Below are 26,452 nucleotides of genomic sequence, written 5' to 3'. Positions count from 1 at the left end.
CGGGCGGGGATGCGGCATCCCGACCCACCGCGCCGTCAGCGCATCCGCCGGTCTCTCAGGCGAGTTCTCCGGCTTCGAGGAGGTCGGTCACGAGTGCGGCGATGGCGGAGCGCTCCGAACGCACGAGCGTGACGTGCCCGAACAGCGAGTGCCCCTTCAAGGTCTCGATCACCGACGCGACACCGTCGTGGCGGCCGACGCGCAGGTTGTCGCGCTGGCCGACATCATGGGTGAGCACGACGCGCGAGCCCTGGCCGATCCGGCTCAGCACCGTCAGCAGCACGTTGCGCTCGAGCGACTGCGCCTCGTCCACGATCACGAACGCGTCGTGCAGCGAGCGGCCGCGGATGTGCGTCAGCGGGAGCACTTCCAGAAGGCCCCGTTCGATCACCTCGTCGAGCACGTTGCTCGACACGACCGAGCCGAGCGTGTCGAACACGGCCTGTCCCCAGGGGTTCATCTTCTCCTGCTGGTCCCCGGGCAGGTATCCGAGCTCCTGCCCGCCGACCGCGAACAGCGGCCGGAACACGATGATCTTGCGCTGCTGCTGCCGTTCCAGCACCGCCTCCAGCGCCGCGCACAGCGCCAGCGCGGACTTGCCGGTGCCGGCGCGTCCGCCCAGCGAGATGATGCCCACCTCCGGGTCGAGGAGCAGGTCGATGGCGATGCGCTGTTCGGCAGAGCGTCCGTGCAGCCCGAACACGTCCCGGTCGCCGCGGACGAGACGGAACTCGCCGTCGCCGATCACGCGCCCGAGAGCCGATCCCCGCTCGGAGTGGACGATCAGCCCCGTGTTCACGGGCAGCCCACGGACGTCCTCGCTGACGGCGACCTCACTCTCGTAGAGATCGCTGATGTCGTCGCCCGACACGTCGATCTCGGAGATGCCGGTCCAGCCGGAATCGACGGCCTGCTCCGCGAGGTACTCCTCCGCGCTGATGCCGAGGGACGCTGCCTTGACACGCATGGGCAGGTCCTTCGAGACGACGATGACCTCCTGCCCGTCCTTGGCGATGTTCATCGCGATGGCGAGGATGCGGCTGTCGTTGTCGCCGAGTCGCATGCCCGACGGCAGCACCGTGGGGTCGGTGTTGTTGAGCTCGACGCGCAGCGTCCCGCCCTCGCCGACCGGCACCGGGAAGTCGAGCCGGCCGTGCTCGACGCGAAGCTCGTCGAGGTGGCGCAGGGCCTGCCGGGCGAAGTAGCCGATCTCGGGATCGTGCCGCTTGCCTTCGAGTTCCGTGATCACCACGACGGGGATCACGACGCTGTGCTCGGCGAAACGGAAGAACGCCCGTGGATCGCTGAGCAGCACCGATGTGTCGAGGACATAGGTGCGCAGATCCTGATCGGAGTCCGCGACCTCCTCGAGATGCTGACTGCGCTGCTCGTGTGGTGCTCGTGTGGTCACAACCCACTCCCGCCCCGGGTGTTCACCCGGCAGTCACGAGTCGACCAGGGTAGCGAGTCGAAGATCGTGAAGTCGCGATCCGTGAGGCCGACTCGACCGGGCTCTTTGCCCGATGCGCTCACGCTACGTCCGCGCGCCGACATTGGGCGCGCCCGACACGCAGGAAACATGTGTCGATTCGATGAACGGATGCTGAGACTCATCGCCTCGCCGACGGCCCGCGCGCGGCGAGGCGACGTCAGCCGGCGAGAGTCACCAGACCCGTGCGGAAGAGAACGCCGCGAGCGCGTCTCCGAACAGCCGCAGGGTGTCGGCGCCCGTGCCGACATGCGGCGCGACGCGGATGCGCCCCGCCCGTGTGGACACGGTGAGGCCGTGGTTCGCGAGCGACGCGGCGAGGGGCGCGGCGTCCTGCGGGGCGGGCTCGAGCGTGACGATCCCCGCACGGCGCTCGGGCTCGCGAGGCGTCACCACCGGCACCTCGTAGCGGTCGGCGAAGAACATGACGTCGGTCGCGCGCGCCGAGAGCACGGACTCGATCTGCGCGACGCCGACATCGGCGACCTCGCGCAAGGCCGTCGCCAGGCGCGCGGCCGCGAGCGTGTCGGGCCCGGAGACCGAGAATGCCTGGGCCGACGGGGACGGCGCCGGCACGGCGTCGACCGGCAGGTCGCCGTCGACACCGCGGAATCCCGAGAGCACGGGCGCGATGCGCTCGAGCGCGCGCTCGCCGAACCACGAGAAGCCGGTCCCGCGTCCGGCGCGGAGCCATTTGTACCCGTGGCCGCAGACGACGTCGGCCGCCAGATAGTCCGCCTCGACCATGCCGAAGCCCTGGATGGCGTCGACGATGAGCAGGCGATCGCCGATGACCTCGCGCAGTGCCGACAGATCGGTGCGGTAGCCCGTGCGGAAGTCGACGAGGCTCACCGCCACGGCCCGGGTGTCGTCCGAGAGAGCCGATCGCACCGCGTCCGGCGTCATGAATCCGTCGGCCGGCTCCACCCACTGCAGCTGGAGCGATCCGAACGCCTCCGAGGCGCGGGTCGCCGCCACGGTGAGGCTGGGAAACTCGCCACGGCCGAGCATGAGGCCGCCCGCGAGTCCGTAGACGGCGTGCATCAGTCCGTACGTGGTGGACGGCTGCAGCGCCACCTGCTCGGCATCCGTGCCGATCAGCTCGGCGACCAGCTCGCGGGCCTCGCGCACGTGGGCGGCCACCAGCTCGATGCTCGTGCGGCGCCCCGAGCCGAGCAGCTCGGTGTCTCCCTGCGCCTCGCTGCGGACGGCAGGGGAGAGCGGGCCGAACGCCGCCCAGTCCAGATACCCCGGTTCCCCATCGAACGACGCCAGATACGAATCCAGATCGGTCACGGGCATCAGTCTGTCAGAGCGGCGAGCGCCGGTGCGACAGCGGTCTCAGCCGCCGAAGCGGCGCTCTCGCGAGGTGAAGTCGCGGATCGCGCGCAGGAAGTCCACCTCTCGAAGATCCGGACCCAGCGCCTCGACGAAATAGAACTCGGAGTGAGCCGACTGCCACAGCAGGAAGTCGCTCAGGCGCTGCTCGCCCGAGGTGCGGATCACGAGGTCGGGGTCGGGCTGCCCGCCGGTGTAGAGGTGCTCACCGATCTGCTCGGGGGTGAGGCTCGCCGCGAGCTCCTCGAGCGATCCGCCCTGCTCGTCGTGCTGCGCGATGATGCTGCGCACGGCGTCGACGATCTCACCGCGTCCGCCGTAGCCGACGGCGAGGTTGACGTGCATCCCGGCGTTGCCCTTGGTGCGGACCTCGACCTCGGCGAGCACGCGCGCGAGGTCGCCGGGCAGCGCGTCGGCGCGGCCCACGTGCTTCACACGCCAGTCCCGCTCGTGCGACAGCTCGTCGGCGAGCTCGGCGATGATCTCGATCAGATCCGACAGCTCGCGTGAGTCGCGCTTGCGCAGGTTGTCGTTCGACAGGAGGTACAGCGACACGACGCGGATGCCCACGTCGTCGCACCAGCGCAGGAACTCCTTCATCTTGGCGGCACCGGCGCGGTGGCCGTGCGCGGCGGAGTCGTACCCGAGCTGCTTGGCCCAGCGGCGATTGCCGTCGATCATCATCGCCAGATGCCGCGGCACCGCAGCGGGATCGAGCCGCCGGCGCAGGCGGTTGATGTAGAGGCGGTAGAGGGGTCCCCTGCCCTCGTTCGTCTCGCCGCGCGCCACACGCCTACGCTACCCCGGGTGCGCCGGGGACCGTAGCGCGAGCGCGGGCTCCGGCTGGGCCCACGCGCCCGGGGAGCGTGGGGACCGTGCGACAGCGCATGTTCCGCCGCCGGCATGCGCCGCCGTCTACGCTGAGACGATGAGCCGCCGTCGCAGTGTTTCCCGGGCCCCCGAGGTCCCCGTGCTGCCGTTGATGGACGCTGCGGCCGTCGATGCCGCGACACCCGAGATCAAGCCCTCGTGGCGCGGCTGGATCCATGCCGCCACGTTCCCGGTGGCCATCGCCGCCGGCATCGTGCTGATCGTGGTCGCGGAGGGCGCACCGGCGAAGTGGGCGTGCGCCGTGTTCATGGCGACGTCGCTGCTGCTGTTCGGAAACTCCGCGCTGTACCACCGGTTCGACTGGAACCCGCGGACCAAGACGATCCTCAAGCGCATCGACCACGCGAACATCCTGCTGTTGATCGCCGGCACGTACACCCCGATCGCGACGCTCGCGCTCCCGCCGCAGCAAGGCGCGCTCCTGCTGGTGCTGGTGTGGAGCGGAGCGCTGGTCGGCATCCTGTTCCGCGTCTTCTGGCTCCATGCGCCGCGCTGGCTGTACGTCGCCCTCTATCTGGCGCTGGGCTGGGCCGCGGTCATGTACCTCGTCGACCTCTTCCGGGCCAATGCCGCGATGATGATCCTCGTCGCCGTCGGCGGGCTGCTCTACACCGGCGGCGCCGTCGTCTATGCGCTCAAGCGGCCCAACCCGTGGCCCGGGCACTTCGGCTTCCACGAGATCTTCCACGTCTGCACGGTGCTGGCTTTCCTGTGCCACTGGACGGCGTGCCTGCTGATCGCGCTCAACCCGCTGTCACCGTCGCTGGGGCTGCCCGGCTGAGGACGGATACGGATGCCGCGGTCCGCGGCACCCCGTGCCGCCAGCGGTCGGGGGTCAGGCTCTCGGGTCGCCGCCGCGGCGCGGGTCGTCGTCATCCGTGCCCTGCTCATCGGCGCTTCCCGCATCGATGCTCTGGTCGTCCGCCTCGGTCGCCTCGGTGGCCCGTGCCGCCTGCTCCTCGGCATCCAGCTCCTCCTGGATGTCCGCGCGCACGCGACCGCGGCGGATGCGCCGCATCATGTCCCACACCAGCAGGATCACGGCGATCGCGACGAACGCGGTGACGAGGAAGCCCACCACGCCGGGGGTCACGATGTCGGGGTCGACCTCGGACGGCGTCGGCGTGGGCGTCGACGTCGTCGCGGCGCTGAGGATCACGGCGATCGCGTGCTGCATGGGGTCCTCGCTCTGCCCGGGGAGGGCGGTGTCGTCGGGGGTGCGCGCGAGCGCATAGCCTGGAGGTCCAGCCTAATCTTCCGATCCGGGGTCCACTTCCGATCCGGGTCCCCGAGACGTCAGGGAGCGGCGTGACCACGCAGGACATGCTCGACGAGCGCTACGGCCGTCGTCGTTCGCCTGCCCGTCGCTGGGCCATCGGCGGCGCGATCCTGGTCGCCGTGGGCGTCGTCGCCCTGTTCGGCTGGTTCACCGTGCAGAACGCGCTGGACGCCGTCGACGCCGACACCACCTCGTTCGAGGTGGCCGACGAGCATTCGGTGTCACTCGGATTCCAGATCACCTCTCCCCCGGGTTCGGCCGTGGCCTGCGCGATCGAGGCCCAGGACGAGGAGCACGGCGTGGTCGGCTGGCGGGTCGTCGAGCTTCCGGCATCCGACCTGCACGCCCGGGCGTTCCGCGAGGTGATCCCCACGACCGCACTCGCGACGACGGGATTCGTCAACTCGTGCTGGGTTTTGTCTCCGTCCGCGCAGTGACGTAGTCTGTCGGGACATCAGTCGAATCGCGCCCTGGCCGTGAGCCGGGGCGTTCGGTTTATGCCCGTGCCGCACGCTTGCCGGGCCCAACGAAGGAGTCAGCCGTGTCCACCGACGCCCCCGTGACCTTCCTCACCCAGGACGCGTACGACCGCCTGGCCGCCGAGCTCGAGCACCTGTCGACGACCGGCCGCGAGGAGATCGCCAAGCGCATCGAGGCCGCACGCGAAGAAGGCGACCTCAAGGAGAACGGCGGCTACCACGCCGCCAAGGACGAGCAGGGCAAGCAGGAGGCCCGCATCCGGACGCTCCAGCATCTGCTGAAGACCGCCACGGTGAGCGAGGCTCCGCAGAGCACCGGTGTGGTCGAGCCCGGCACCGTCATCACGGCGGTCATCGCCGGCGGCGAAGAGGTCTTCCTCCTCGGCAACCGCGAGATCGCCGTCGGCTCCGAGCTCGACGTCTACAGCGAGGCCTCGCCGCTGGGCACCGCGATCCTCGGCCGCAAGGAGGGCGAGAAGACCTCGTACACCGCTCCGAACGGGCGCGAGATCTCCGTCGAGATCGTCAAGGTCGAGACCTACAACGGCCAGTGACCTCGCATCCCGACGGGCGCGCGCGGCGCGTCAGTCGGGAACGACGGTCGGCGCGTAGCCGGCGCCTTCGAGCACCGAGATGACGTGCGCGCGGTGCTCCTCACCGCGCGTCTCGACGCTCAGCTGCAGGATCACCTCGCTGATCTGCAGCCCTTGGCCGTGGCGGGTGTGCAGCACCTCGATGACGTTCGCCCCGGCGATCGCCAGCAGCTCCGACACCTGCGCCAGCTGACCGGGGCGATCCGGCAGCGGGATGCGCAGGGTCATGTACCGACCGGATGCCGACAGCCCGTGCGCGACGACGCGCTGCAGCAGCAGCGGGTCGATGTTGCCGCCGGACAGCACGGTCACGGTCGGGCCGTCGGCGACGACCTTGCCGGCGAGGATCGCGGCCACTCCGACGGCGCCCGCCGGCTCGACGACCTGCTTGGCGCGCTCGAGAAGCACGAGGAGGGCGCGGGCGATGTCGTCCTCGGTGACGGTCACCACCTCGTCCACCAGATCCCGGATGATCTCGAAGGGCAGGTCGCCCGGCCGTGCCACGGCGATGCCGTCGGCGATCGTGGGCAGGGTGGGCACCTCGAGCGGGTGCCCCGCCTCGAGCGACGGCGGATATGCGGCGGAGTTCGCCGCCTGCACGCCGATCACCCGCACCGTGCGGCCCTCGGCGTCCGCGCGGGCCTTCACGGCCGCCGCCACGCCCGCGATGAGCCCTCCCCCGCCGATGCCCAGCACGATCGTGTCGAGATCGGGCAGCTCGTCCATGAGCTCCAGGCCCAGCGTGCCCTGGCCGGCGATGACGTCGTGGTGGTCGAACGGATGGATGAAGACGGCACCGGTGCGCTCGGCGAACTCGGCCGCCATCCGCAGCGGCGTCTCGACGGTCGCCCCCTCGAGCACGACATCGGCGCCGTAGCCGCGAGTGGCGAGCAGTTTGGGCACCGGCACGCCCAGCGGCATGAAGATCGTGGCGCGGATGCCGAGAGCCTTGGCCGCGAGCGCCACGCCCTGCGCGTGGTTGCCGGCAGAGGCGGCGACGACTCCGCGCGCGCGCTCCTCGGCCGTCAGCCGGGAGAGACGGTACGTCGCGCCGCGGATCTTGAACGACCCGGTGCGCTGCAGGTTCTCGAGCTTGAGATGCACCGGCACGCCGAGGACGTCGGACAGGTGCTGGGACTCGTCGAGCGGCGTGTGGGCGATGACACCCTCGAGGGTTGCCCTGGCGTCCTCGAAATCGGCGAGGGTGGGCACCGACGACGCGGAGGAGACCGCGTCGTCGGCGGCCGCAGCGGAGCCGGCGGGTCCTGCGGAAAACATGGCGGTGGTCACGGGCGGACTCTCCTCTGCCGCGGAACGGTGCTCCAGATGAGGTCGCCGGAGGGTTTGGCTCCAGTCTCCCACGCGCGTTCTGCGAGATAGACGGCGACGACGTTGACGAACGCCGCGAGCGGGACGGCGAACAGCGCGCCGGGGATGCCGGCGATCATCGCACCGCCTGCCACGACGAGCACGACCGCGAGTGGGTGCACCTTGACGGCCGAGCCCATGAGCAGCGGCTGGAGGACATGGCCCTCGAGCTGCTGCACGCCCAGCACGACGACGAGCATCCACAGGGCGATCCAGGGCCCGTTGTAGACGAGCGCGAGGAACACCGCCACGGTGCCGGTCACCACGGCGCCGACGATCGGCACGAACGCGCCGAGGAAGACCAGGACGGCGACGGGGATGGCCAGCGGGACGCCGAGGAGAGCCGCACCGAGGCCGATGCCGATGGCGTCGATCGTCGCGACGAGCAGCTGCGTCCGCGCGTAGTTGACGACGGTGACCCAGCCGGCGCGTCCGGAGCCGTCTGCGGCGGGCCGGGCCTTCTTCGGGAAGAGCCGCAGCGTCCACCGCCAGATGCCGGCACCGTCGGCGAGCAGGCACAGCAGGATGAAGAACGCCAGCACGGCGCCGGTGACGACGTGGCCGATGGTGGAGCCGATCGCCAGCGCGCCCGACCACAGCAGCTCAGCCTGCTCCTGGATGAAGATCCAGCCCTGATCGAGGAGGTCGTCGATCTGCTCGGAGCTCAGATCCAGCGGCCCGTCGATGAGGTACTGCCGGAACTGGCCGATGGCGGCGACGGTGCTGGCCCGCACGGAGTCCCACTGCCGCATGATCTGCCAGACCACGAGCCAGAGGAGCCCGGTCACGATGGCCAGGGTGCCGACGACGGAGATGACGATGGCGAGCCAGCGGGGAACGCGCCGGCGCAGCATCCACGCGAAGGTCGGCCACAGGAGCGCGGTGATCAGGATCGCGATGAGCAGCGGGATCACGAGCAGCTTCAGCTGGATCACGAGCCAGACGACGATGCCGATCGCCGCGGCGACGACGATCACCCGCCAGGAGTACGCGGTCGCGACGCGCAGGCCGCGCGGCACGGCGGCGGAGGTCTCGGTCGAGACCACCCGGCTGCGGTCGCGCACCGCATCGAACAGGGAGCTGCGGGGCTTGTCGTCGGAGCCGCTCGTACGCCCAGTGCTCATTCGCCCAGTCTAGGCGCGTCGCATTCCGCACCGGTCATGAAGGCGCCCGGTGGGATGTCGGAGCCGCTGGCTAGGCTGGCGCGCGTGAAGTCCTCCCTCAGCGCCGCGGAAGCGCGCCGCGTCGCGCTCGCCGCCCAGGGGTTCGCGCGCCCACGGCCGGCCACCGCGGGGACGCGGCAGCTCAACGGCGCGCTCACGCGCATGGCGACGCTGCAGATCGACTCCGTGAATGTCTTCGCCCGCTCGCACTACATGCCGCTGTTCTCGCGCGTCGGCGCCTACGACACCGCCGCGCTCGACCGCCTGCTGTTCGCGCGGCGATCGCCGTACGTCGAGTACTGGGCGCACGTCGCCGCGTTCATCCCCGCTGACGACTGGGGACTCTTCGACTTCCGCATGCAGGCGATGCGCGCCAAGTACGGCTCGCAGCCCGGTGGCTGGTTCGACACCCATAGCGAGATCGTCGACTGGGTGCGTGCCGAGCTCGCCGAGCGAGGCCCGCTCCGCCCGGCTCAGATCGAGCATGACGCGAAGAAGGGCGCCCGCGGACCCTGGTGGGACTGGGATGTCGTCAAGCACGCACTCGAGTACATGTGGCTGTTCGGCGAGGTGGCGATCGCCGGCCGTCGCGGATTCGAGCGACGCTACGCCCTCGCCGAGCAGGTGATCCCGCGCGAGGTGCTCGACGCCCCGGTGCCCCGCGACGACGCGCTGCGCGAATTGGTGCGGCGCGCCACCCGCGCATACGGGGTCGCGACGGCGGCCGACATCGCCGACTACTGGCGCATCGCCGACCGCAAGGCGGTGACGGCGGCCTTGGACGACCTCACGGACGCGGGCGAGCTGCACCCGGTGGCCGTGGAGGGATGGACCAGCGCGGGCCGCCCCGCCAAGGCCTGGCTGCACGCCGACGCCGTGGTGCCGCGTCGCATCCGCGCCGCGGCGATCCTCACGCCGTTCGACCCGGTGGTGTGGTTCCGCGATCGCGCCGAGCGCCTCTTCGACTTCGAGTACCGCATCGAGATCTACACGCCGGCAGCTCAGCGCCGGTTCGGCTATTACTCGCTGCCCGTCCTCATCGACGACGACGTCGTCGGCCGCGTCGATCTCAAGGCCGACCGCGCGGCGTCGACGCTCCGGGTCCAGTCGGCCTGGTGGGAGCACGGACGACCCGCGGATGCCGCACCCCGCCTCGCCGACGAACTGCGGCTCGCGGCGCACTGGCAGGGGCTGGAGTCGATCTCGATCTCACGGTGGGGCGATGCGGTCGAAGACCTCGCCCGCGTGATGCGCGAGGCCTCGCGCCATGATGCCGGACCCGCAGAGCCTGTGGCGCTCGCCACCGATGAACCCGGCACCGAGGAACCCGGCACCGATGAGCCGGATGCCGGAGCGCGGTCTCGCAGCGCCGATCGCCGCGTCGAGCAACTGGCGAACTGACGGCCGGCTCGTCAGGCGGCGGGCGACCCGACGACGTCGAGCCCGAGCCAGCGGGCGAGATCCTGGATCTCGGCATCCACCGCCCGGCGGATCTCATCCGTGAACGGCTCGTCTTCGTGGACCGCGTGCACCCGGAGCACCCCGGCCTTGCGGTCGCTCTTGGCGTCGAGCTTGCCGATGAAGCGATCGCCGTGCAGGATCGGCAGCGCGAAATAACCCCATCGGCGCTTCGCGGCGGGCTTGTACATCTCGAGCAGATACTCGTACCCGAAGATGTCCTCCAGTCGGCGACGGTCGAACACGAGGCGGTCGAAGGGTGACAGCAGCGCGGTGCGCGGCGTGAAGCCGTCGAGCGCGCTGAGTGCGTCGGCATCCACCCGCCAGGTGCCCTCCGTCCCGTCGACGACGGCCTCCTCGCCGAGCACGCCGACGTCGATCGGCTCCAGCGACTGGGCGACGCCCTTCGCGCGGGCGATGCCGAGCGATGCGAGCCGGCGCTCCGCCCGCTCGCGGGCCGCCTCCTCGTCGCCGAGGATCGGCACGTCGGCGGGATACACGCGGTCGGCGACGTCGAACAGACGCCCCGCAGAGTCCCTCGACGAGATGGCCACGTCTCCGCACAGCACGAGCATCTCGAGCAGCTGCAGCGAATTGCGGTTGTTCGTCCACCCCGACGAACGCCACGACACCTGAGCGGCATCGGGGATGTCACTCGCACGCAAGGGCCCCTCGGCACGGAGGCGCGCCATCACCTCACGCCGGAACACGTCATTCGCCGCAAGCCAGTCCCGTGCCTGCGCCGACTCAGGCCGGCGCCGCATCTCGGGCAGCAGGAGCGGAAGATCGGTCATGGCGCGATAGAAGCCGCCCCACTCGAACACGGCGCGGTCCTCTTCCACCAGCCGCACGAGGTCGGCAGGCTCGTAGGGCCAGCCGAGCCGGCTCCACAGGATCAGATCGGCACTGGGCGCCACCGCCGCGGTCGGCTCGATGTTCACGATCGTGAGCGCGTCGATGGTCTCGACGATGCCCCCGGGACGCTCGGCCGTCAGCAGCTGGCCGCGCAACGCGATGCGGCGCGCCTCGTCACGCGTCAGCCGGACTGTCACGCCTCGACGCTACCGGCGGGATGCGACATCCACGTCGATAGAGGTTGCGGCGGGTGTTTCGACTCGCTTCGCTCGCTCACCCTTGACCCGACTCGCGTCAACACTCGCCGGCGCTCGCATTGATCCGAGTCGCGTCAAAACTGCACGCGCGGCGGCTCCGAGATCGCGGCACCGTCGATGACCTCGAAGAACTCGCGCTCGAAGAAGCCGAGGTTCCGCGCGAACAGGTTGTTCGGGAAGACCTTGATCTTGGTGTTCAACTCGCGCACACCGCCGTTGTAGAAGCGGCGGGAAGCCTGGATCTTGTCTTCGGTGTCGACGATCGACTGCTGCAGCTGGAGGAAGTTCTGGCTCGCCTGCAGCTGCGGGTATGCCTCGGCGACGGCGAACAGGGACTTCAGCGCCTGCTGCATGCGCCCCTCGGCGGCCCCCGCCTCAGCCGGGCCGGTGGCAGACAGCGTGTCGGCGCGCGCCTGCGTCACGCGTTCGAAGACCGCCTTCTCGTGCGTGGCGTAGCCCTTTACCACCTCGATGAGATTCGGCAGCAGGTCCGCTCGACGCTTGAGCTGGACGGTGATGTCGCTCCACGCCTCGTCGACGCGCACGTTCAGCTGGACGAGCGAGTTGTACGTCGCCCAGAGATAGATGCCCACGATGACGGCGAGCGCCACCACGATAAGGACTGGGATCAGCCATTCCATGTGCCGAGGCTCCGTTCGGTAGTGACCTCATCCTACCGACGCACGCCCACCGCACATGATGGCGATCCCGGGACTCTCAGCCGTTACCCACCGAGGACGCGGTCGAGATACGGGTTGCGGAACAGCCGCTCCGGGTCGAGGCGGTCGCGCAGCGCGACGAAGTCGTCGAAGCGCGGATGCCGCTCACGCAGAGCCGCCGCGTCGAGGGTGTGCATCTTGCCCCAGTGCGGACGCCCCCCGAACGCGAGCATGAGCTGCTCGACCTCCTCGAAGTACTCCGTGGGATCCTCACGCCAGTACCGGTGAACCGCGATGTAGCCCGACGCACGCCCGTGGGCGGTCGACAGCCAGCGGTCGTCGGCCGCCGCGAATCGCACCTCGACCGGGAACCCGATGCGCCATCCGCGATCGTCGATCAGAGCGCGGAGCGCCTCGAAGGCAGGGCGGACGTTGGCCGCCGGCAGGGCGTACTCCATCTCACGGAACCGCACGGACCGACTGGTCGCGAACACGCGGGCGGAGGCATCCGTGAACTCCCGGTCACCCCAGATCCTCGCCGACACGCGGTTGATGGTGGGCACGAGCGCGGGGATCGCGCGACCGGTCGAGCAGGCGATCTGGTGCAGGCCGCTGCCGACGAGGGTGTCGTCTATCCACTTGCCGACCGGAGCGAGCGGATGCCGAGGGGCGCTCTCGGGCAGCCGGGTGTTGGTCTTCGTCATCGCGCGGTCGGTGTGGGGGAACCAGTAGAACTCGAAGTGGTCAGCGGCCGCGACGCGCTCGTCGAGCGCCGTCAGCACCTCGTCGAGAGACTCGGGCTGCTCCATCGCGTGCAGCACGTACGCCGGCACGCACTGCAGCGTGACGTCCACCAGGATCCCGAGCGCGCCGAGTCCGAGTGCCACGGCGGGCACCAGTTCGGGGTTCTCATCCTCGTTCACGGTGAGGAGATCGCCGGATGCCGTCACCAGCGTCGCACCCACCACCTGGGCCGCGAGGCCGCCGAAGCGGGCGCCGGTGCCGTGTGTGCCGGTCGAGATCGCCCCGGCGATCGACTGGCGGTCGATGTCGCCCAGGTTCTCCATCGCGAGACCGAAAGGCGCCAGGAGCGCGGGCACGCGGTGCAGGCGCGTGCCGGCGAGGAGCGTCACGCGGCCACGGTCGACGTCGACCGAGACGAGGCCGCTGAGGTCTCGCAGCTCGAGCAGCGCGCCGGGTGCGACGGCGATGCCGGTGAAGCTGTGACCGGCGCCCACCGCCTTGATGGGGATGTGCTGAGCCGCAGCGGCGACCACGGCGCGCTGCACCGCCGCAACCGTCGGCGGGAACTCCACACGCTGAGGCCGTACCGACTCCGTCCTCGCCCAGTTGCGCCATATGCCGCCCGGGCGCGTCACAGGAACGCCTTCCCCTCGCCGCGGTACGTCGGCAGCTCCCCCACGCGGGCGTCCCCGTCGACCAGGTGGTAGCTGAGGACGCGCTCGGCGAGCTCGCCGCTCTTGGAATGGCGGAACCACACGCGGTCGCCCACGCGAAGGGCGCGCGCCGCGTCGCCACGCAGCGGAGTCTGCACTTCGCCGGCACCTTCACGCGGTGCCATGCGCAGCCCCGCGGGCGACACGGCGCGCGGCTGACGCGACTCGAGTGCGGGACCGGACGCGATCCACCCGCCGCCGAGCACGGTGGCGACGTCGGGCGCCGGCTTGCGCACGACCTCGAGGGCGAACGCCGCGGCCGGCGCGGGATCGAACGCGCGGTAGCCGTCGAACAGGTGGCCGGCCAGCAGACCGCTGCCGGCGGTCACCTCGGTGACGGACTGATCGGATGCCGTCAGCTCGAGCGATCCGGTCCCACCCCCGTTGACGAACTCCAGGGGCGCGATGTCGTGCAGGGCGGCGACGATCGCGGCGCGGCGGTCGAGAAGCTCGGACGCCGAGCGACGCTGCATCCACCGGATGACGGCATCACCAGATCCCGTCGCATCGCCCTGACCGGCGATCTGGGCTTCGTACATCATCAGGCCGACCAGCCGGAACCCGGGGCGCGCGGCGATCGCGCGCGCCAGGGCGGCGACCTCCCCCGCCTCATGCACGGGCGAGCGCAGCACCCCGATGTGGCCGAGGCCAGGAGCCCGCCAGGAGGCGTCGGCGTCGATCGCGACACGGATCTCGGAACGCGTGCCCGGGGCCGCGATGGCGTCGACGAGGTCGAGCTGTGCGAGGTCGTCGACCATCAGGGTGACCCGCGCTGCGGCGGCCTCGTCGGCCGCGAGGGCCGCGATCGCCGCGCGATCGGTCGTCGGGTAGCCCAGCACGATGTCGTCCGTGGTCTCGGCGAGCCACAGCGCCTCGGGAAGCGTGAAGGCGAGGATGCCGCCGTAGCCCGGCAGAGCGAGAACCGCGTCGAGGACTTCGCGCACGCGCACGGACTTGCTCGCGACGCGGATCGGGACACCGCCGGCGCGCACGACGAGGTCGAGGGCGTTGTAGCGGAGGGCCTCGGCGTTGATGGCGGCGACGGGGCCGCTGACCTCGGCGAGGGCAGCGGTCATCGCGTCCCAGTAGGAGGCGGGGTGGGCCCAGGGCTTCGTCGTCCTGGGTGTGGACAGCAGATCGAGACTCATACGGCTCGCTTCGGGTGCGTGCGCATCGCACCAGCCTAGAGTGCGGAGGACGCCTCCCACGACCGTCTCCGATGCCGCTGGTCGGCGCGCGACAGGCGACGGGCGTGCCTCAGTCCTTCGGCTTCGAGGCGCGCTCCTGTTCGACCTCTTCCTCGGCGCCCCAGACAGCGATCGGCGGCGCGCCCATGAACAGGGCGGTGAGCTTCCACCACCATCCGCTCCTGGGTGCTTCGCGCCCGCTCGCGCCTCGGTCCTCCGTGCTGTTGCCGCTCATGTCGGGGCTCCTTCGGCACTTTTGCCCAGGTTAGCGCGTCTTCTCGACGATCGGGAGGGGTCAGCCGGTGCCCCCGCTGGGATTCGAACCCAGACTGAAGCGATTTTAAGTCGCCTGCCTCTGCCATTGGGCTACGGGGGCGGATCGCGGTCCGCCGGGAACACGAACGCCGCAGGCTCATCTTCTCAGACGAGCCTGCGGCGGGCCGGGGCGCTCCGAGAGAGCGCGAGACCGTGCGACGTCAGTTGGCGGCGACCTTTCCGGCGTCGGCCGCAGCGGCCTTCGCCGGCGCCTTGCGCGCGGGAGCCTTCTTGGCCGGGGCAGCCGGGGCCGCCTGCTCCGCCGGGGCCTCGACGGGCTGCGGCGGACGCGGACGCGCCGCGAACTCTTCGAAGACGTAACGCGGGCTCTGCACCGTCGACAGGTTCACCATGTCGCGGCCGAGCCAGAAGTTGTTCCACCAGCCCCACAGCACGCGCCACTTGCGCTCCCACGACGGCATCGCCAGACCGTGGTAGCCACGGTGGGCGAGCCAGGCGATGGGGCCCTTGAGCGCGAGTTTGCCGGACTGGAACACGCCGACCCAGAGTCCGAGGCCCGCGACGGCGCCGAGGTTCTTGTGGTAGTACTCGCGCGGCAGCTCGCCGCGCAGCACGCCCACGAGGTTCTTCGCGAGCAGCTTCGCCTGGCGCACCGCGTGCTGAGCGTTGGGGACGCAGTAGCCGCCCACCCCGCCGCCGGTGAGGTCGGGCACGGCGGACACGTCGCCGGCCGCCCAGGCGCCCTCGACGATCTCGTCCTCGCTGCCCACCCGCAGGTCGGCGCGGGTGCGGATGCGACCACGCTCCTCGACGGGAAGGTCGCCGCCGCGCACCACCGTGGGGTTCGCCATGACGCCGGCGGTCCAGATGATGAGGTCGCTCGGGATCGTCTCGCCCGTGGAGAGCTCGATGTTGCCGCCCACGGCACCGGTCACCTGCGTGTCGAGGTGCACCGAGGCGCCGCGCTGGGCGAGGTTCTTGAGCACCCACTCGCTCGTCTTCAGCGACACCTCGGGCATGATGCGGCTCATGGCCTCGATGAGGTGGAAGTGCGTGTCGTCGAATGTGATCTGGGGGTAGCTCTTGACCAGCGACGAGGCGAGCGAGCGCAGCTCGGCGAACACCTCGATGCCGGCGAACCCGCCGCCGACCACCACGACGGTCAGCAGCCGGTCGCGGTCCGGACCCGGGGGAAGCGTCGACGCCTTGTCGAAGTTCGACATCAGCTTGTCGCGGATCGCGACGGCCTCTTCGATCGTCTTCAGGCCGATCGCGTTGTCGGCGATCCCCGGGATCGGGAACGTGCGCGACACGGCGCCCGCGGTGACCACGATCTGGTCGTACTCGAACTCGTACGGCTCGCCCGCGATCGGGGTGATCGTGGCGACCTTGCCGGCGTGGTTGATGCCGGTCACCTTGGCGGCGACGACGTTGGTGCGCTTGAGGTGGCGGCGCAGAGCCACGACGGAGTGGCGCGCCTCGATCGAGCCGGCCGCGACCTCAGGGAGGAACGGCTGGTAGGTCATGTAGGGAAGCGGATCGACGATCGTCACGTCCGCCTCGCCCCTGCGCAGATGCTTCTCGAGCTTCCAGGCCGTGTAGAAGCCTGCGTATCCGCCACCGACGATGAGGATCTTGGGCACGGTGTTGGTCACGGTTTGGAGTACTCCTCCTGTGTCAGCGGCTCGGCGCGCGGGACGCCAATCGGATGCGTCGGACAGCAGCGGTGACGCCGAGCGCCACCAGTATAGCCGTCGCTGTGGCCAAGAGGAGCGGCAGGGTGCCGTAGAGCACGGTGTCCCGATCGGGCAGCATCGGCGAGGTGACCCGCGTGGGCGCATCGGCTTCGGGCAGTGGCGGCACCTCCGCGGCGGGCGCCGGCGCCTCGGGCGTCGGCGCGACGGGCGCCCGGCGATACAGCCGCACCCAGTCCTCGAGGCTGCCCATCGGGTTGGCCGTCACGCTGGGTACGCTCGCCGAGACGGCGGCTGCGGCATCCACCAGTCCGAAGCCGTACAGCAGCCGGGTCTGGGGGTCCTCGCCGACGGGTCGGGCGGTCTTGACGATGCGGTTGATGACGTTCGCCGCGTCGAGTTCGGGGTGCGCCGCCCGCACGAGCGCCGCGATCCCGGCGACGATCGGCGCGGCGCCGCTCGTGCCGTCCCACGAGACGAGGGTGGAATCGGCCGAGACGCCGATGAGCTCTTCGCTCGGCGCCGACACGCCGATCGTGATGCCCTGTGTGGACGCGTCGACGCTCGCTTTTCCGGAGCGGTCGACACCGCCGACGGTCAGCACGCCCGGGATGGTCGCCGGCGCGCCGACGCGGGTGGTGCCACTTCCCCGGTTGCCGGCGGCCACCACGATGACGACGTCGTGATCGAACGCATAGAGGAACGCATCGTCCCAGCTCTCGGGCCAGTCCGGCACGTTCGTGGTGAGCGACATGTTGATGACGTCGGCGCCGTTGTCGACCGACCAGCGGATCGCGTCCGCGATCTGGTCGGAGAACGGCCGCTTCGCCGACGATCCGAAGGCGACCGACACCGACAGCAGCTGCGCCTCGGGGGCGACGCCGATCATGCCCGTGTCCGGCCCCGTGCCCCGCCCCGCCGCGAGGGAGGCGACCCAGCTGCCGTGATCGCTGTCGACCGTGCCCAGGGGCGTTCGTCCGTCGGACGAGCCGGCACCGGAGACATCCGTGCCGCCGGCGACAGCGCCGTCCAGTTCCACGGGCCCACGGCCGATGCCGGTGTCGATGACGGCGACCTTGACGCCGGCGCCGCGCGTGGTCTCCCACGCCTTCTCGATGCCGTAGCCGGCGAGCCAGTACTCGGCGGCGCGCACCGGGTCTTCCCCGGCGGGCGCCGGTGCCGCCACGGCTGTCGCCGGGGCCGCGACGACGAGAGCCGCAGCGACGGTCGCCGAGGCGACGACCGCGACCAGCCGGCGGATCATCCGCTGGACCCCGGCTCGGCGCAGACGCAGCGCTCGGGCGACCAGGACGACAGCGCGAGCGCGCGGTCGCCGATCGGATTGACTCCCGGACCGGCGGCGAGCGCGTGCCCGGCGAGCGCGTGCAGGCACTTGACGCGTGTCGGCATGCCGCCCGCCGAGATGCCGGCGATCTCCTCCACCTCGCCGAAGGCCGAGCGGTCGCCGAGGTACGCCTCGTGGGCGAGCCGGTAGGCGGCGGCGACCTCTTCGTCGGACAGCAGATCCGAGAGCGCGCGCATCACGTGGTCGGCTTCGAGGACCGACATCGCGGCGGTCGCGGCGGGGTGGGTGAGGTAGTAGAACGTGGGGAACGGCGTGCCGTCGGGAAGCCGGGGAGAGGTGGCCACCACGGTGGGGTTGCCGCACACGCAGCGCGCGGCGATCCCGACGACTCCGCGCGCCGGGCGACCGAGCTGTTCGCGAAGCACGGCGAGGTCGGCATCGCTGACAGGGGGGTACGGCGGGGTCGTCACAGAGCAGCTCCTTGGTCGGGCCCAGGGTACCGGCGGCACCTGGGACGGTGCTGGACCGGGTGGCGGCCGAGCGGGCCGTGCCGGTCGCCGTCATTCACGGCGTCGGCGTGGGCGAGGGTTCGGGATCGGGCACGCCCACCGTCACCGGCGCCACCGTCTGCGCGAGCCCGGCCTCGGTCACGGAGCACATCAGCTTCGCCATCCAGTCCGCGTCGGCGGCCTGGAGCTCGTCGCTCACCGGCTCCTGCTCCTGGGGCTCGAGTTCGGGCGGCAGATCGTCGTCGACGAGGTAGACGACCTCGCCGGGCTGGACGTAGTACAGCCGCTCGCGCGCCTGCGTCGTGATGTAGGCGGGGTCCTGCCACCGCTCGCGCTGCGACTCGAGGTCGGCGACCTCGTCGCGGCTGAGCTGCACCGCCGCCTCGAGGGCGGCCACCTGCTGACGCTGGTCGACGTAGGTGCCGATCGTCGGCACGAGAACGAAGGCGGCGAGCACGACCAGGCCCATCATGATGACCATGAAGCCCGAGAGACGGATGCCGCCGAGCCATCCCCGCACATCGACGGGGCGCCGTCCGCTGACGGGCCGTCGGCGCGCCGCGGCGGCGGAAGAGGTCGCTCTCGGAGTACGAGAAGGGGGAGCCGTCGTCTTGGCCACGGCTCCCCCTTCCCTACGCGCTCGCCCTGCGGCGCGACTTCTCACGCTGTCAGCGCATCAGCCCTTGAACCGGGGGAAGGCTCCACGGCCCGCGAACACCGCGGCCTCGCCGAGCTCCTCTTCGATGCGCAGAAGCTGATTGTATTTCGCGACGCGCTCGCTGCGAGCGGGCGCGCCGGTCTTGATCTGACCCGCGTTGACGGCGACTGCCAGGTCGGCGATCGTGGTGTCCTCGGTCTCGCCCGAGCGGTGCGACAGCATCGAGCGGTAGCCGTTCTGGGTGGCCAGGGCGATGGCGTCGAGCGTCTCGGACAGCGTGCCGATCTGGTTGACCTTCACCAGCAGCGCGTTGCCGACCCCGAGGTCGATGCCCTTCTGCAGGCGGGTGGGGTTGGTGACGAAGAGGTCGTCGCCGACCAGCTGCACCTGCGAGCCGATCTTGTCGGTGAGAACCTTCCACGCGTCCCAGTCATCCTCGTCGAGGGCGTCCTCGATCGTGACGACGGGGTAGTTCGCGACGAGGTCGGCGAAGTAATCGGTCAGCTTCTCGGCCGACCACGGGTTGCCCTCGACGGTGTAGACGCCGTCCTCGAAGAACTCGCTCGCGGCGACGTCGAGTCCGACGCCGATGTCCGTGCCCGGGGTGAAGCCTGCCTTCTCGATCGCCTGGATCAGGAAGTCGAGGCCCTCGCGGTTGTTCGGGAGGTCGGGCGCGAAGCCGCCCTCGTCGCCGAGCCCGGTGGCGAAGCCGGCGGCCTTCAGCTCGCCCTTGAGGACGTGGTAGACCTCGGTGCCCCAGCGGAGCGCCTCGGTGTACGTCTCCGCGCCGATGGGGGCGAGGAAGAACTCCTGGAAGTCGATCCCGTTGTCGGCGTGCTGCCCACCGTTGATCACGTTGAACAGTGGGACGGGCAGGACGTGCGCGTTCGGGCCGCCCAGGTAGCGGAAGAGGGGCAGGTCGGCCGAGTCCGCGGCCGCCTTGGCCACCGCGAGCGAGACGCCGAGGATGGCGTTCGCGCCGCAACGCGACTTGTTCTCGGTGCCGTCGGTGGCGATGAGGATCTCGTCGATGACGCGCTGCTCGCTCGCCTCGACACCCTCGATGGCCGGACCGAGCTCGTCGATGACGGCCGCGACGGCCTTCAGGACGCCCTTGCCGCTGTAGCGGCTCTTGTCGCCGTCGCGCAGCTCATACGCCTCGAAAGCGCCGGTCGACGCGCCGGACGGCACGGCCGCACGCTGGACGATGCCATCGTCCAGCAGCACCTCCACCTCGACAGTCGGGTTTCCACGCGAGTCGAGGATCTCGCGGGCGCCTACAGCCTCGATCTGTGCCACAGGGGTTCTCCTTGCTTAGGGTGATTCGCTGGAGCGTCGTCGGTCCGCCCCTCAGCCTAGTGACCCGCCACCGCGTTGTGACGACGACCTTCGTCCGTCAGACGACCAGCGCGATGGCGATGCCGTCATAGCCCTTGGCGTCGAGCGTCTGGATGGCCGTCGCATCGAAGCGGGGGTCACGGCCGAGCATCTCGAGACCGCGCTGCACACCGATGATCTGCGGATTCTCGGTCGCGGGATTGGCGACCTCGCCGCCGCGCACGGTGTTGTCGACCATCACGACCGTGCCCGGCCGTCCCAGCCGCGCCGCCCAGTCGAGGTAGATCGTGTTGGATTCCTTGTCGGCGTCGATGAAGACCAGGTCGAACGGCTCGTCGCCGGCGAGGGTGGGCAGCACGTCGGCGCCGCGGCCGAGCCGGATCTCGACCTTGTCGCCGACGCCCGCACGCTCGAGGTTGGCTCGGGCGAGCTCGGCGTTGCGCGGCTCCGCCTCGATCGTCACGACACGGCCGTCGCGCGGGATGCCGCGGGCCAGCCAGATCGTCGAGTATGCGGCCAGCGTCCCCACCTCGAGCACCCGGCGGGCGCCCGATATGCGTGCCATGAGATGCAGCAGCTTGCCGTTGACGGGCGCGACCTCGATCGCCGGGAGCCCGGCGCGCTCCTGATCGGCGACCGCCCGCTCGAGATCCGGATCGTGACCGACCAGCAGCTCGGTCAGGTACGCGTCCACGCGCGACCACTTCTCGGGAGTCGGCCAGGTGTCGGGTGCGGGTTCAGCCATCTCCTCAGCCAATCCGCCCGCCGACCGGGCGTCAAGGCCTCGAGGCCGCCCGGCTGACCAGGGTCTCGAGCAGTGCGGCGCCGGTGTCGGCGTCGTCGACGGTCACGACGAAACGCTTGCCGCTGCGGCGGAGCACCTCGATCGCCTCGCCGGAGCGCAGCACGACTCCGAAGCGCCGGCCGGTCGACAGCCGCAGCCCCCAGCCGCCGAACTCGCCCATCGGGTTCACGTCGACGCGCGCGGCCGACTCGATGTCGGCGAGCGGCACGTGGAATCGCGGGATGCCGAGCACCGAGTCGACGTGCAGCCCGCTGTCGTCGACGCGGACGTGGAACGCCAGCGTCGTGGCAGCGAAGGCCAGGAGCAGCAGCGCGAGGCCGGTGAGCAGCCATGCGAGGCCGATCTGCGCACCCGTCGTCCACGCCACGACAGCCGCGACGGCGACGGCGAGCACCGCGGCTAAGATCCCCACGGCAGCGCCCGTGCTCATGGCTGTGGCGCGCACCCACACAGCGCGTTCACTGGTGCCAAGCGCCAGCGGGACAGCGGGCCGGACTGCGGCATCCATCGCATCCTGCGGCGGCTGCGCGTACCAAGCGGCCACACCGACGGCGACAGCTGCCACGAGCGAGCCAGCGAGGGGCAGCCATATGGAGGGCGGATTCGCCGCGTTGAGGGACGCCGCCTGTGCTGCGAAGGTCCACGTGAACGCCACCGTCGTCAGTGCCGAGGTCGCCGCGGCGGTTGCGCCCATCAGCCGGTATGTCACGCCCCGTTCTCCGCGACGGAGCCCCGGCAGCGTCGTCAGCGCGATGAGCGCCGGGATGCCGAGGCCGAATGCCGCGGTCGCCAGCGGCTGCGTCCAGGCGGGTGCGAAGCCGTCCGCTTCGCCGGCGCCGTTCCAGTGGGTCGCGATCGTCGCCGGCACCTGCGGCAGCAGCACCAGCTGCACGGCGACGCCGATCGCGACGAGCACGATGGGCATCCCCACCGCGACCAGGAGGAAGCGACGAACAACGGGGTCGGGGCGGTCAGCCGGGTGTGCGGTTGTCATGGGTCGCGATCTCCTTCACGAGGGCGGCGAGTGCGTCGGGCGGCAGCCCCGCCGCGTGCGCCCGCGCGACGAGGTCCTGGATGTCGTGGTGAAGCGTCTCGAGGGTCGCGGCCTGCCCGGTGACGACCGCGCCGCGGCCGCGCCGCAGTTCGACGAGACCTTCATCGCGCAGGTCCTGGTAGGCGTGCAGCACGGTGTGCACGTTCACCCCCAGGGCGGCGGCGATATCACGGGCTGCCGGCAACCGGTCTCCCGGGCGCACCCGGCCGGCCGCGGCATCCGCTCGGACGGATGCGGCGATCTGCGCGAACAAGGGCGCTTCGCTCTCGGGATCAATGCGAACCAGCATGACGCTAACTCTACTAGCACTAGAACAAGTACCGGAACCATTTGTGGAGATCGCCCAATCGAATTCCCGGCTCACGCGTCCTCGGCCATGCTGAAAACCATGCGTGTGACTCCCCGACGCCTCGCTCTCGGCATGAGCCTGTGGATCCCCAACCTGTGCAGCGGCATCCGCGTGAAGAGGTTCGCCGACGACTGGACGAGCGCCACCGTCGAACTGCACGTCAACGTCGTCACCCGCAACTACGTCAAGACGGCGTTCGGCGGATCGATGTCGGCGATGACCGACCCGTACTTCTTCATGCTCGTCATGCACCAGCTCGGGCGCGACTACGTCGTCTGGGACACGCGCGGCGAGATCGAGTTCCTGAAGCCCGGACGCGGGGTGCTCACGGCGCGCTTCGAGGTGCCGCGCAAGAAGGCCGAGGAGCTGCGCGAACGCGCTCGAGGCGGCGCGAAGGTGCTCGAATGGTTCGAGACCGACATCACGGATGCCGCGGGCGACGTCGTCGCGAGGGTGCGGCGCGAGGTGTACGTGCGCGAGAAGAAGCGCGTCACCGCGGCTACGACGAGCGTCTCGTCGCCGGTTCCCGCGCCGTTGTCCGAGTCGGGCGCCGAGTCGGGCGAGCGTCAGTCGGCGCGGCAGCCGTAGGTCACTCCACCAGCGCGCGCGCCGCGGTCAGCTCCTTGAGTATCGCGGGCAGCAGCGCCTCGGCGGTCCGCCGGTACCCCAGCGCGCTCGGATGGAACCGGTCGAGACTGAACATCTCGTCCGGCTGGGTCACGAAGAACGGGCCCACCGCTCGACGCAGCGACACCGGGCGCGCTCCGCACCGCGATGCAGCCTCGGCCTGTGCTTCGGCGAGTTGGCGCGACAGCCGCGAGCCGAGCGCCCGCAGGGGCTGCGGCACCGGGCGCAGGGCGCCCAGATCGGGGCACGTTCCCACGACCACGACAGCGCCCCGCGCGCGCAGCCGCAGGATCGCCTTCTCGAGGTGGGCGACCGAGGTCGTCACGGGCACACGGTGGGTGATGTCGTTGCCGCCCACCACGATCACCGCCGCGTCCGGCACGTAGTCGGCGGGCAGGGCGTCGACCTGGTCGTCGAGCACCGACGACTCCGCTCCGACTATCGCCGCCGTCCGCAGCCGCACCGGCCGCTGCGTCCTGCGCGCGAGCCCCTTCGCGAGCCGGGCGCCCAGGGTGTCCTTGCGGCGCTCGGCACCCAGCCCCGCGGCGATCGAGTCTCCGAGCACGACGAGCTCGATCGGCTCGCCTCCGAAGCGACGGGCCCACACGCGGTCGGCGTCCAGCGCCTCCTCCCCCAGCGGCTTGCCGATCCGGCGACGCGCCAGCGCTGCCTGCCGCGCCAGCACTGCCCGGCCGCCGAACACGATGAGCCCGGCACCGAGCACGGCGCCGGCCGAGGCCGCGGCGACGGCAGCGGGCGAGAGGTCACGCACGCGGGACATGCCGACATGCCACAACACGCGGGTGAACGGATGCCGTCACCCCGGTGACGCGCGGGGTTCGGGCGGTCAGGCGCCCGCGAGCGCTCCCAGCACGGCCGCGATGCGGCGCTCGCGGGTCTCGGGGCGCTGGGCTTCCGACACGGAGCGCGCGAGCTCCTTGCGCCGGCTGAGCGACAGCGCGTCGAATGCGGGGCGCACACCGCTGGCGTCCAGGGCTGTGGCGAGGTCCGCCGGAACCTCGACGTCGCGCTCCTCCGTGTCGAGTGCGACGGTCGCGTCCACTTCGTCGCCGATCTCGACGCGCAGGTCGGCGCGCACCGCCTTCGAGAGCCCGATGACGTTCCGGCCGTCCATCACGGCGAGGCGCACCCGTGCAGAGCGCCCGCCGATGCCGACCACGACCGCGGCCCGCTTGCCGCCGCGGAGTTCCGCCACCTGCGCGTCGGTCAGCTCGATCGCGGTTGCCGGCCCGAACGGCACCAGCACGGTGTGGATCTGCAGCGTCATGGCATCATCCTGGCGGTCGGCAGGCGTCTCGTGAACCCCGGATCCGCCGTTCGTCCGCGCGCGCTAAAGTTCGCCCGTGACATCCCCCTCACTCCAGCGCCGCCTCGGTCTCGGCGACGCCGTGTTCATCGGCCTCGGCTCGATGATCGGCGCCGGCGTGTTCGCGGTGTGGGCGCCGGCGGCGGATGCCGCGGGCACCGGGCTGCTGATCGGCCTGGCGATCGCGGCGGTCGTCGCCTTCGGCAACGCGACCTCGTCCGCGCAGCTCGCCGCCGCGCACCCGACGTCCGGCGGCACCTATGCCTACGGTCGGGCGGAGCTGGGTCCCTGGTGGGGGTACATCGCGGGCTGGGGCTTCGTGGTCGGCAAGATCGCCAGCTGCGCCGCCATGGCGCTGACCTTCGCCGCCTACGCCGCTCCGAGCGGGTGGGAGCGACCGGTCGCGGTCGCGGCGGTGGTCGTGCTCACGGCCGTGAACGGATTCGGCGTGACGCGCACGGCGGGCGCCGCCCGGGTGATCGTCGTGGTCTCGCTCGGCGCGCTCGCCGCAGGGATCACGGCGGCGCTCTCGGCGGGCGCGATGCCGGAGTGGCTGACCGCCGAGACCCTGTGGGCGGGCGGCGGCTACGGCATCCTGCAGTCCGCCGGCCTGCTGTTCTTCGCGTTCGCCGGCTACGCCCGCATCGCGACCATGGGCGAAGAGGTCCGCGATCCCCGCCGGGTGATTCCGCGGGCCATCGTGATCGCGTTCCTCATCGCGCTCGCGGTGTACGCCGTGGTCGCCGTCGCGGTGCTGAGCGCGCTGGGTCCCGCCGGCGTCGCCGCGTCGACAGAGCCGGTGGCGGAGGCGGCGGTGCGATCGGGATGGACATGGATCGGCACGGTCGTCCGGGTGGGCGCCGCGGCCGCGTCGCTCGGGGCCCTGCTCGCGCTCATCGCCGGTGTGAGCCGCACCACGTTCGCCATGTCGCGTGAAGCCGATCTGCCCCGGTTCCTCGATCGAGTGCATCCCCGCACGCACGTGCCGCTGCGGGCCGAGATCGCCGTGGGCGCGGTCGTGGTGGTGCTCGTGGCACTGATCGACCTGCGCGGAGCGATCGGGTTCTCGTCGTTCGGCGTGCTGCTGTACTACTTCGTGGCGAACGTCGCGGCGCGGCGTCAGCGCGGCGAGGCGCGGCGCTACCCGGCGGCGCTGCAGCTCGTCGGGGCGATCGGATGCCTCGTCCTCGCCGTGACGCTGCCCTGGCAGTCCGTCGTGGGCGGCGTGGTCGTCGTCGCCGCCGGCATCGCCTACCGCGCGGTCAGGCTCCGGCGGCGAGCCTGACGCGGCGCCCTACGCCGGCGGAACCCGTCAGGTGAGCGGCTTCACCTCGAGCGCCGCGGCGGTCGTGCCCGCCGCGACCGTCGCGAAGGCGGTGTAGCCGTCGGATGCCGCGCGCTCGAGCAGCGCCTTGAGGTTCTTCGTGCGCTGCTCCAGGCGCACCCGCGAACCCTGTCGCACCAGCGCGGCCTTCAGGGCGAGCAGCTCGGCCTCGGGCACGTCGCGATCGTGGACCAGCACGACGGCCGGGGCTGCGGCATCCGTCTGCTCGGCCACCAGGTCGACGATGCGCTCGAAGCCGATCGAGAAGCCGACCGCGGGCACATCCTGCCCGAGGAAGCGGCCGATCATGCCGTCGTAGCGACCACCGCCGCCGAGCGAGTAGTCGACGGAGGGGTGGGCGAGCTCCAGGATCGTGCCGGTGTAGTAGCCCATGCCCCGCACCAGGAACGGGTCGAACACCAGCGGGATGTCGCCGGCGCCGCTCTCGGTGGCGACAGCGGCACGTGCCGCAGCCACCGCCTCGCCGATGCCGACGAGGTGCGCGACGATGTCGTCGGGCGCGTCCGCCGGCAGCGCCTTGCGGATCTGGCGCTCACCGTACGGGTGGTAATCGAGGGTCACCGGGCGGCGCAGGAACGCCTCCAACGCATCGATCGCCGCCGAGTCCGATCCCTCAGCCGAGTCCGACCCCGCAGCCGAGTCCGACCCCGCAGCCGAGTCCGATCCCTGAGCCGAGTCCGATCCCTGAGCC

The 26,452-nt window shown here is 71.1% G+C and carries 28 protein-coding genes and 1 tRNA gene; 6 read left to right on the top strand and 23 right to left on the bottom strand.

What is annotated here, in order from left to right; translation table 11 throughout:
- Positions 1-55 precede the first annotated feature (55 nt).
- The 3 genes from B1729_RS10760 to B1729_RS10750 all read right to left on the bottom strand — a co-directional run bounded on the left by B1729_RS10760 (position 56) and on the right by B1729_RS10750 (position 3,616).
- Positions 56-1,411, bottom strand: coding sequence for a PhoH family protein (locus B1729_RS10760; protein ID WP_163618673.1), 1,356 nt, complete (start codon positions 1,409-1,411; stop codon positions 56-58).
- Between the two features lie 252 nt (positions 1,412-1,663).
- Complete coding sequence (locus B1729_RS10755; protein ID WP_239526020.1) at positions 1,664-2,791, bottom strand: aminotransferase class V-fold PLP-dependent enzyme; 1,128 nt, start codon at positions 2,789-2,791, stop codon at positions 1,664-1,666.
- A gap of 39 nt (positions 2,792-2,830) precedes the next feature.
- The gene (locus B1729_RS10750; protein ID WP_163618672.1) at positions 2,831-3,616 is read right to left on the bottom strand and encodes an isoprenyl transferase; all 786 of its coding nucleotides are present in this window, start codon (positions 3,614-3,616) and stop codon (positions 2,831-2,833) included.
- A 139-nt stretch (positions 3,617-3,755) separates the two neighbouring features.
- On the opposite strand from B1729_RS10750, the gene B1729_RS10745 reads away from it, so the two are divergent.
- Positions 3,756-4,499: a hemolysin III family protein gene (locus B1729_RS10745; RefSeq protein WP_204260112.1), complete on the top strand. Its 744-nt coding sequence runs from the start codon at positions 3,756-3,758 to the stop codon at positions 4,497-4,499.
- Positions 4,500-4,553: 54 nt separating this feature from the next.
- On the opposite strand, the gene B1729_RS10740 is transcribed toward B1729_RS10745, so the two are convergent.
- Positions 4,554-4,895 carry a hypothetical protein gene (locus tag B1729_RS10740; protein ID WP_163618671.1) on the bottom strand — a complete coding sequence of 114 codons (342 nt, stop codon included), beginning with the start codon at positions 4,893-4,895 and terminating at the stop codon, positions 4,554-4,556.
- Between the two features lie 131 nt (positions 4,896-5,026).
- Between B1729_RS10740 and B1729_RS10735 the strand changes: the two genes are divergently transcribed.
- Together B1729_RS10735 and greA are read left to right on the top strand one after the other, a co-directional pair.
- Complete coding sequence (locus B1729_RS10735; protein ID WP_204260111.1) at positions 5,027-5,434, top strand: DUF4307 domain-containing protein; 408 nt, start codon at positions 5,027-5,029, stop codon at positions 5,432-5,434.
- 104 nt (positions 5,435-5,538) lie between these two features.
- Complete coding sequence (gene greA, locus B1729_RS10730) at positions 5,539-6,030, top strand: transcription elongation factor GreA (protein ID WP_163618670.1); 492 nt, start codon at positions 5,539-5,541, stop codon at positions 6,028-6,030.
- 30 nt (positions 6,031-6,060) lie between these two features.
- Here greA and ilvA read toward each other — a convergent pair whose 3' ends face one another.
- A complete protein-coding gene (gene ilvA / locus B1729_RS10725; RefSeq protein ID WP_239526024.1) occupies positions 6,061-7,347 on the bottom strand; it encodes a threonine ammonia-lyase in 1,287 nt (428 codons plus the stop codon).
- 8 nt (positions 7,348-7,355) lie between these two features.
- Entirely contained in the window at positions 7,356-8,561 is a 1,206-nt protein-coding gene (locus tag B1729_RS10720; protein WP_163618669.1) for an AI-2E family transporter, read from the bottom strand.
- Positions 8,562-8,645: 84 nt separating this feature from the next.
- Between B1729_RS10720 and B1729_RS10715 the strand changes: the two genes are divergently transcribed.
- Positions 8,646-10,001: a crosslink repair DNA glycosylase YcaQ family protein gene (locus B1729_RS10715; RefSeq protein WP_163618668.1), complete on the top strand. Its 1,356-nt coding sequence runs from the start codon at positions 8,646-8,648 to the stop codon at positions 9,999-10,001.
- An 11-nt stretch (positions 10,002-10,012) separates the two neighbouring features.
- Here B1729_RS10715 and B1729_RS10710 read toward each other — a convergent pair whose 3' ends face one another.
- The 14 genes from B1729_RS10710 to B1729_RS10645 all read right to left on the bottom strand — a co-directional run bounded on the left by B1729_RS10710 (position 10,013) and on the right by B1729_RS10645 (position 22,402).
- The gene (locus B1729_RS10710) at positions 10,013-11,110 is read right to left on the bottom strand and encodes a crosslink repair DNA glycosylase YcaQ family protein (RefSeq protein ID WP_163632683.1); all 1,098 of its coding nucleotides are present in this window, start codon (positions 11,108-11,110) and stop codon (positions 10,013-10,015) included.
- 134 nt (positions 11,111-11,244) lie between these two features.
- Positions 11,245-11,811, bottom strand: coding sequence for a LemA family protein (locus B1729_RS10705; RefSeq protein ID WP_163618666.1), 567 nt, complete (start codon positions 11,809-11,811; stop codon positions 11,245-11,247).
- Positions 11,812-11,894: 83 nt separating this feature from the next.
- On the bottom strand, positions 11,895-13,208 hold the full coding sequence (locus tag B1729_RS10700) for a D-arabinono-1,4-lactone oxidase (RefSeq protein ID WP_163618665.1): 1,314 nt from the start codon (positions 13,206-13,208) through the stop codon (positions 11,895-11,897).
- On the bottom strand, positions 13,205-14,434 hold the full coding sequence (locus B1729_RS10695; RefSeq protein WP_163618664.1) for an alanine racemase: 1,230 nt from the start codon (positions 14,432-14,434) through the stop codon (positions 13,205-13,207). The genes B1729_RS10700 and B1729_RS10695 overlap by 4 nt, the downstream gene beginning before the upstream one ends.
- Positions 14,435-14,543: 109 nt before the next feature.
- Positions 14,544-14,708 carry a hypothetical protein gene (locus tag B1729_RS10690; protein ID WP_163618663.1) on the bottom strand — a complete coding sequence of 55 codons (165 nt, stop codon included), beginning with the start codon at positions 14,706-14,708 and terminating at the stop codon, positions 14,544-14,546.
- A gap of 68 nt (positions 14,709-14,776) precedes the next feature.
- A tRNA-Leu gene (locus tag B1729_RS10685) sits at positions 14,777-14,849 on the bottom strand.
- Positions 14,850-14,949: 100 nt separating this feature from the next.
- Positions 14,950-16,392: an FAD-dependent oxidoreductase gene (locus B1729_RS10680; RefSeq protein ID WP_163618701.1), complete on the bottom strand. Its 1,443-nt coding sequence runs from the start codon at positions 16,390-16,392 to the stop codon at positions 14,950-14,952.
- A 34-nt stretch (positions 16,393-16,426) separates the two neighbouring features.
- The gene (locus tag B1729_RS10675; protein ID WP_163618662.1) at positions 16,427-17,707 is read right to left on the bottom strand and encodes a S8 family serine peptidase; all 1,281 of its coding nucleotides are present in this window, start codon (positions 17,705-17,707) and stop codon (positions 16,427-16,429) included.
- Entirely contained in the window at positions 17,704-18,219 is a 516-nt protein-coding gene (locus tag B1729_RS10670) for a DUF501 domain-containing protein (RefSeq protein ID WP_163632681.1), read from the bottom strand. The genes B1729_RS10675 and B1729_RS10670 overlap by 4 nt, the downstream gene beginning before the upstream one ends.
- Positions 18,220-18,313: 94 nt before the next feature.
- Positions 18,314-18,877: a septum formation initiator family protein gene (locus B1729_RS10665; RefSeq protein WP_239539596.1), complete on the bottom strand. Its 564-nt coding sequence runs from the start codon at positions 18,875-18,877 to the stop codon at positions 18,314-18,316.
- 57 nt (positions 18,878-18,934) lie between these two features.
- Positions 18,935-20,215, bottom strand: coding sequence for a phosphopyruvate hydratase (eno, locus tag B1729_RS10660; RefSeq protein ID WP_163618660.1), 1,281 nt, complete (start codon positions 20,213-20,215; stop codon positions 18,935-18,937).
- A 97-nt stretch (positions 20,216-20,312) separates the two neighbouring features.
- Complete coding sequence (locus tag B1729_RS10655) at positions 20,313-20,999, bottom strand: O-methyltransferase (RefSeq protein ID WP_163618659.1); 687 nt, start codon at positions 20,997-20,999, stop codon at positions 20,313-20,315.
- A gap of 31 nt (positions 21,000-21,030) precedes the next feature.
- Complete coding sequence (locus B1729_RS10650; protein WP_163632679.1) at positions 21,031-22,053, bottom strand: DUF1648 domain-containing protein; 1,023 nt, start codon at positions 22,051-22,053, stop codon at positions 21,031-21,033.
- Positions 22,031-22,402: a GntR family transcriptional regulator gene (locus B1729_RS10645; protein ID WP_163618657.1), complete on the bottom strand. Its 372-nt coding sequence runs from the start codon at positions 22,400-22,402 to the stop codon at positions 22,031-22,033. Before B1729_RS10645 ends, B1729_RS10650 begins: the two co-directional genes overlap by 23 nt.
- Positions 22,403-22,501: 99 nt before the next feature.
- On the opposite strand from B1729_RS10645, the gene B1729_RS10640 reads away from it, so the two are divergent.
- Positions 22,502-23,050 carry a DUF4442 domain-containing protein gene (locus B1729_RS10640; protein WP_239526008.1) on the top strand — a complete coding sequence of 183 codons (549 nt, stop codon included), beginning with the start codon at positions 22,502-22,504 and terminating at the stop codon, positions 23,048-23,050.
- Position 23,051: 1 nt separating this feature from the next.
- Here B1729_RS10640 and B1729_RS10635 read toward each other — a convergent pair whose 3' ends face one another.
- A complete protein-coding gene (locus B1729_RS10635) occupies positions 23,052-23,870 on the bottom strand; it encodes an SGNH/GDSL hydrolase family protein (protein ID WP_163618656.1) in 819 nt (272 codons plus the stop codon).
- 66 nt (positions 23,871-23,936) lie between these two features.
- A complete protein-coding gene (locus B1729_RS10630; RefSeq protein WP_163632677.1) occupies positions 23,937-24,377 on the bottom strand; it encodes a YdeI/OmpD-associated family protein in 441 nt (146 codons plus the stop codon).
- Between the two features lie 76 nt (positions 24,378-24,453).
- On the opposite strand from B1729_RS10630, the gene B1729_RS10625 reads away from it, so the two are divergent.
- Positions 24,454-25,701 carry an amino acid permease gene (locus tag B1729_RS10625; protein ID WP_163618654.1) on the top strand — a complete coding sequence of 416 codons (1,248 nt, stop codon included), beginning with the start codon at positions 24,454-24,456 and terminating at the stop codon, positions 25,699-25,701.
- A gap of 27 nt (positions 25,702-25,728) precedes the next feature.
- On the opposite strand, the gene B1729_RS10620 is transcribed toward B1729_RS10625, so the two are convergent.
- Positions 25,729-26,452: ATP phosphoribosyltransferase regulatory subunit (locus B1729_RS10620; protein ID WP_204318906.1), on the bottom strand; the 724-nt coding region annotated here is incomplete at its 5' end.

It is taken from the genome of Microbacterium sp. B35-04, assembly GCF_010634885.1.
Taxonomy (GTDB): Bacteria; Actinomycetota; Actinomycetes; order Actinomycetales; family Microbacteriaceae; genus Microbacterium.
Note: the sequence above shows the minus strand (reverse complement) of the source record. Positions and strands in the feature narration are given on the sequence as shown.

Bases quoted from the DNA above. Each gene is read 5' to 3' on its own strand.
- B1729_RS10655 (WP_163618659.1), bottom strand. From the start codon at position 20,999: ATGGCTGAACCCGCACCCGACACCTGGCCGACTCCCGAGAAGTGGTCG.
- B1729_RS10705 (WP_163618666.1), bottom strand. From the start codon at position 11,811: ATGGAATGGCTGATCCCAGTCCTTATCGTGGTGGCGCTCGCCGTCATC.
- B1729_RS10695 (WP_163618664.1), bottom strand. From the start codon at position 14,434: ATGAGTCTCGATCTGCTGTCCACACCCAGGACGACGAAGCCCTGGGCC.
- B1729_RS10745 (WP_204260112.1), top strand. From the start codon at position 3,756: ATGAGCCGCCGTCGCAGTGTTTCCCGGGCCCCCGAGGTCCCCGTGCTG.
- B1729_RS10690 (WP_163618663.1), bottom strand. From the start codon at position 14,708: ATGAGCGGCAACAGCACGGAGGACCGAGGCGCGAGCGGGCGCGAAGCA.
- B1729_RS10755 (WP_239526020.1), bottom strand. From the start codon at position 2,791: ATGCCCGTGACCGATCTGGATTCGTATCTGGCGTCGTTCGATGGGGAA.
- B1729_RS10650 (WP_163632679.1), bottom strand. From the start codon at position 22,053: ATGACAACCGCACACCCGGCTGACCGCCCCGACCCCGTTGTTCGTCGC.
- B1729_RS10640 (WP_239526008.1), top strand. From the start codon at position 22,502: ATGCGTGTGACTCCCCGACGCCTCGCTCTCGGCATGAGCCTGTGGATC.
- B1729_RS10720 (WP_163618669.1), bottom strand. From the start codon at position 8,561: ATGAGCACTGGGCGTACGAGCGGCTCCGACGACAAGCCCCGCAGCTCC.
- ilvA (WP_239526024.1), bottom strand. From the start codon at position 7,347: ATGTTTTCCGCAGGACCCGCCGGCTCCGCTGCGGCCGCCGACGACGCG.
- B1729_RS10645 (WP_163618657.1), bottom strand. From the start codon at position 22,402: ATGCTGGTTCGCATTGATCCCGAGAGCGAAGCGCCCTTGTTCGCGCAG.
- B1729_RS10630 (WP_163632677.1), bottom strand. From the start codon at position 24,377: ATGACGCTGCAGATCCACACCGTGCTGGTGCCGTTCGGGCCGGCAACC.
- B1729_RS10635 (WP_163618656.1), bottom strand. From the start codon at position 23,870: ATGTCCCGCGTGCGTGACCTCTCGCCCGCTGCCGTCGCCGCGGCCTCG.
- B1729_RS10740 (WP_163618671.1), bottom strand. From the start codon at position 4,895: ATGCAGCACGCGATCGCCGTGATCCTCAGCGCCGCGACGACGTCGACG.
- B1729_RS10675 (WP_163618662.1), bottom strand. From the start codon at position 17,707: ATGATCCGCCGGCTGGTCGCGGTCGTCGCCTCGGCGACCGTCGCTGCG.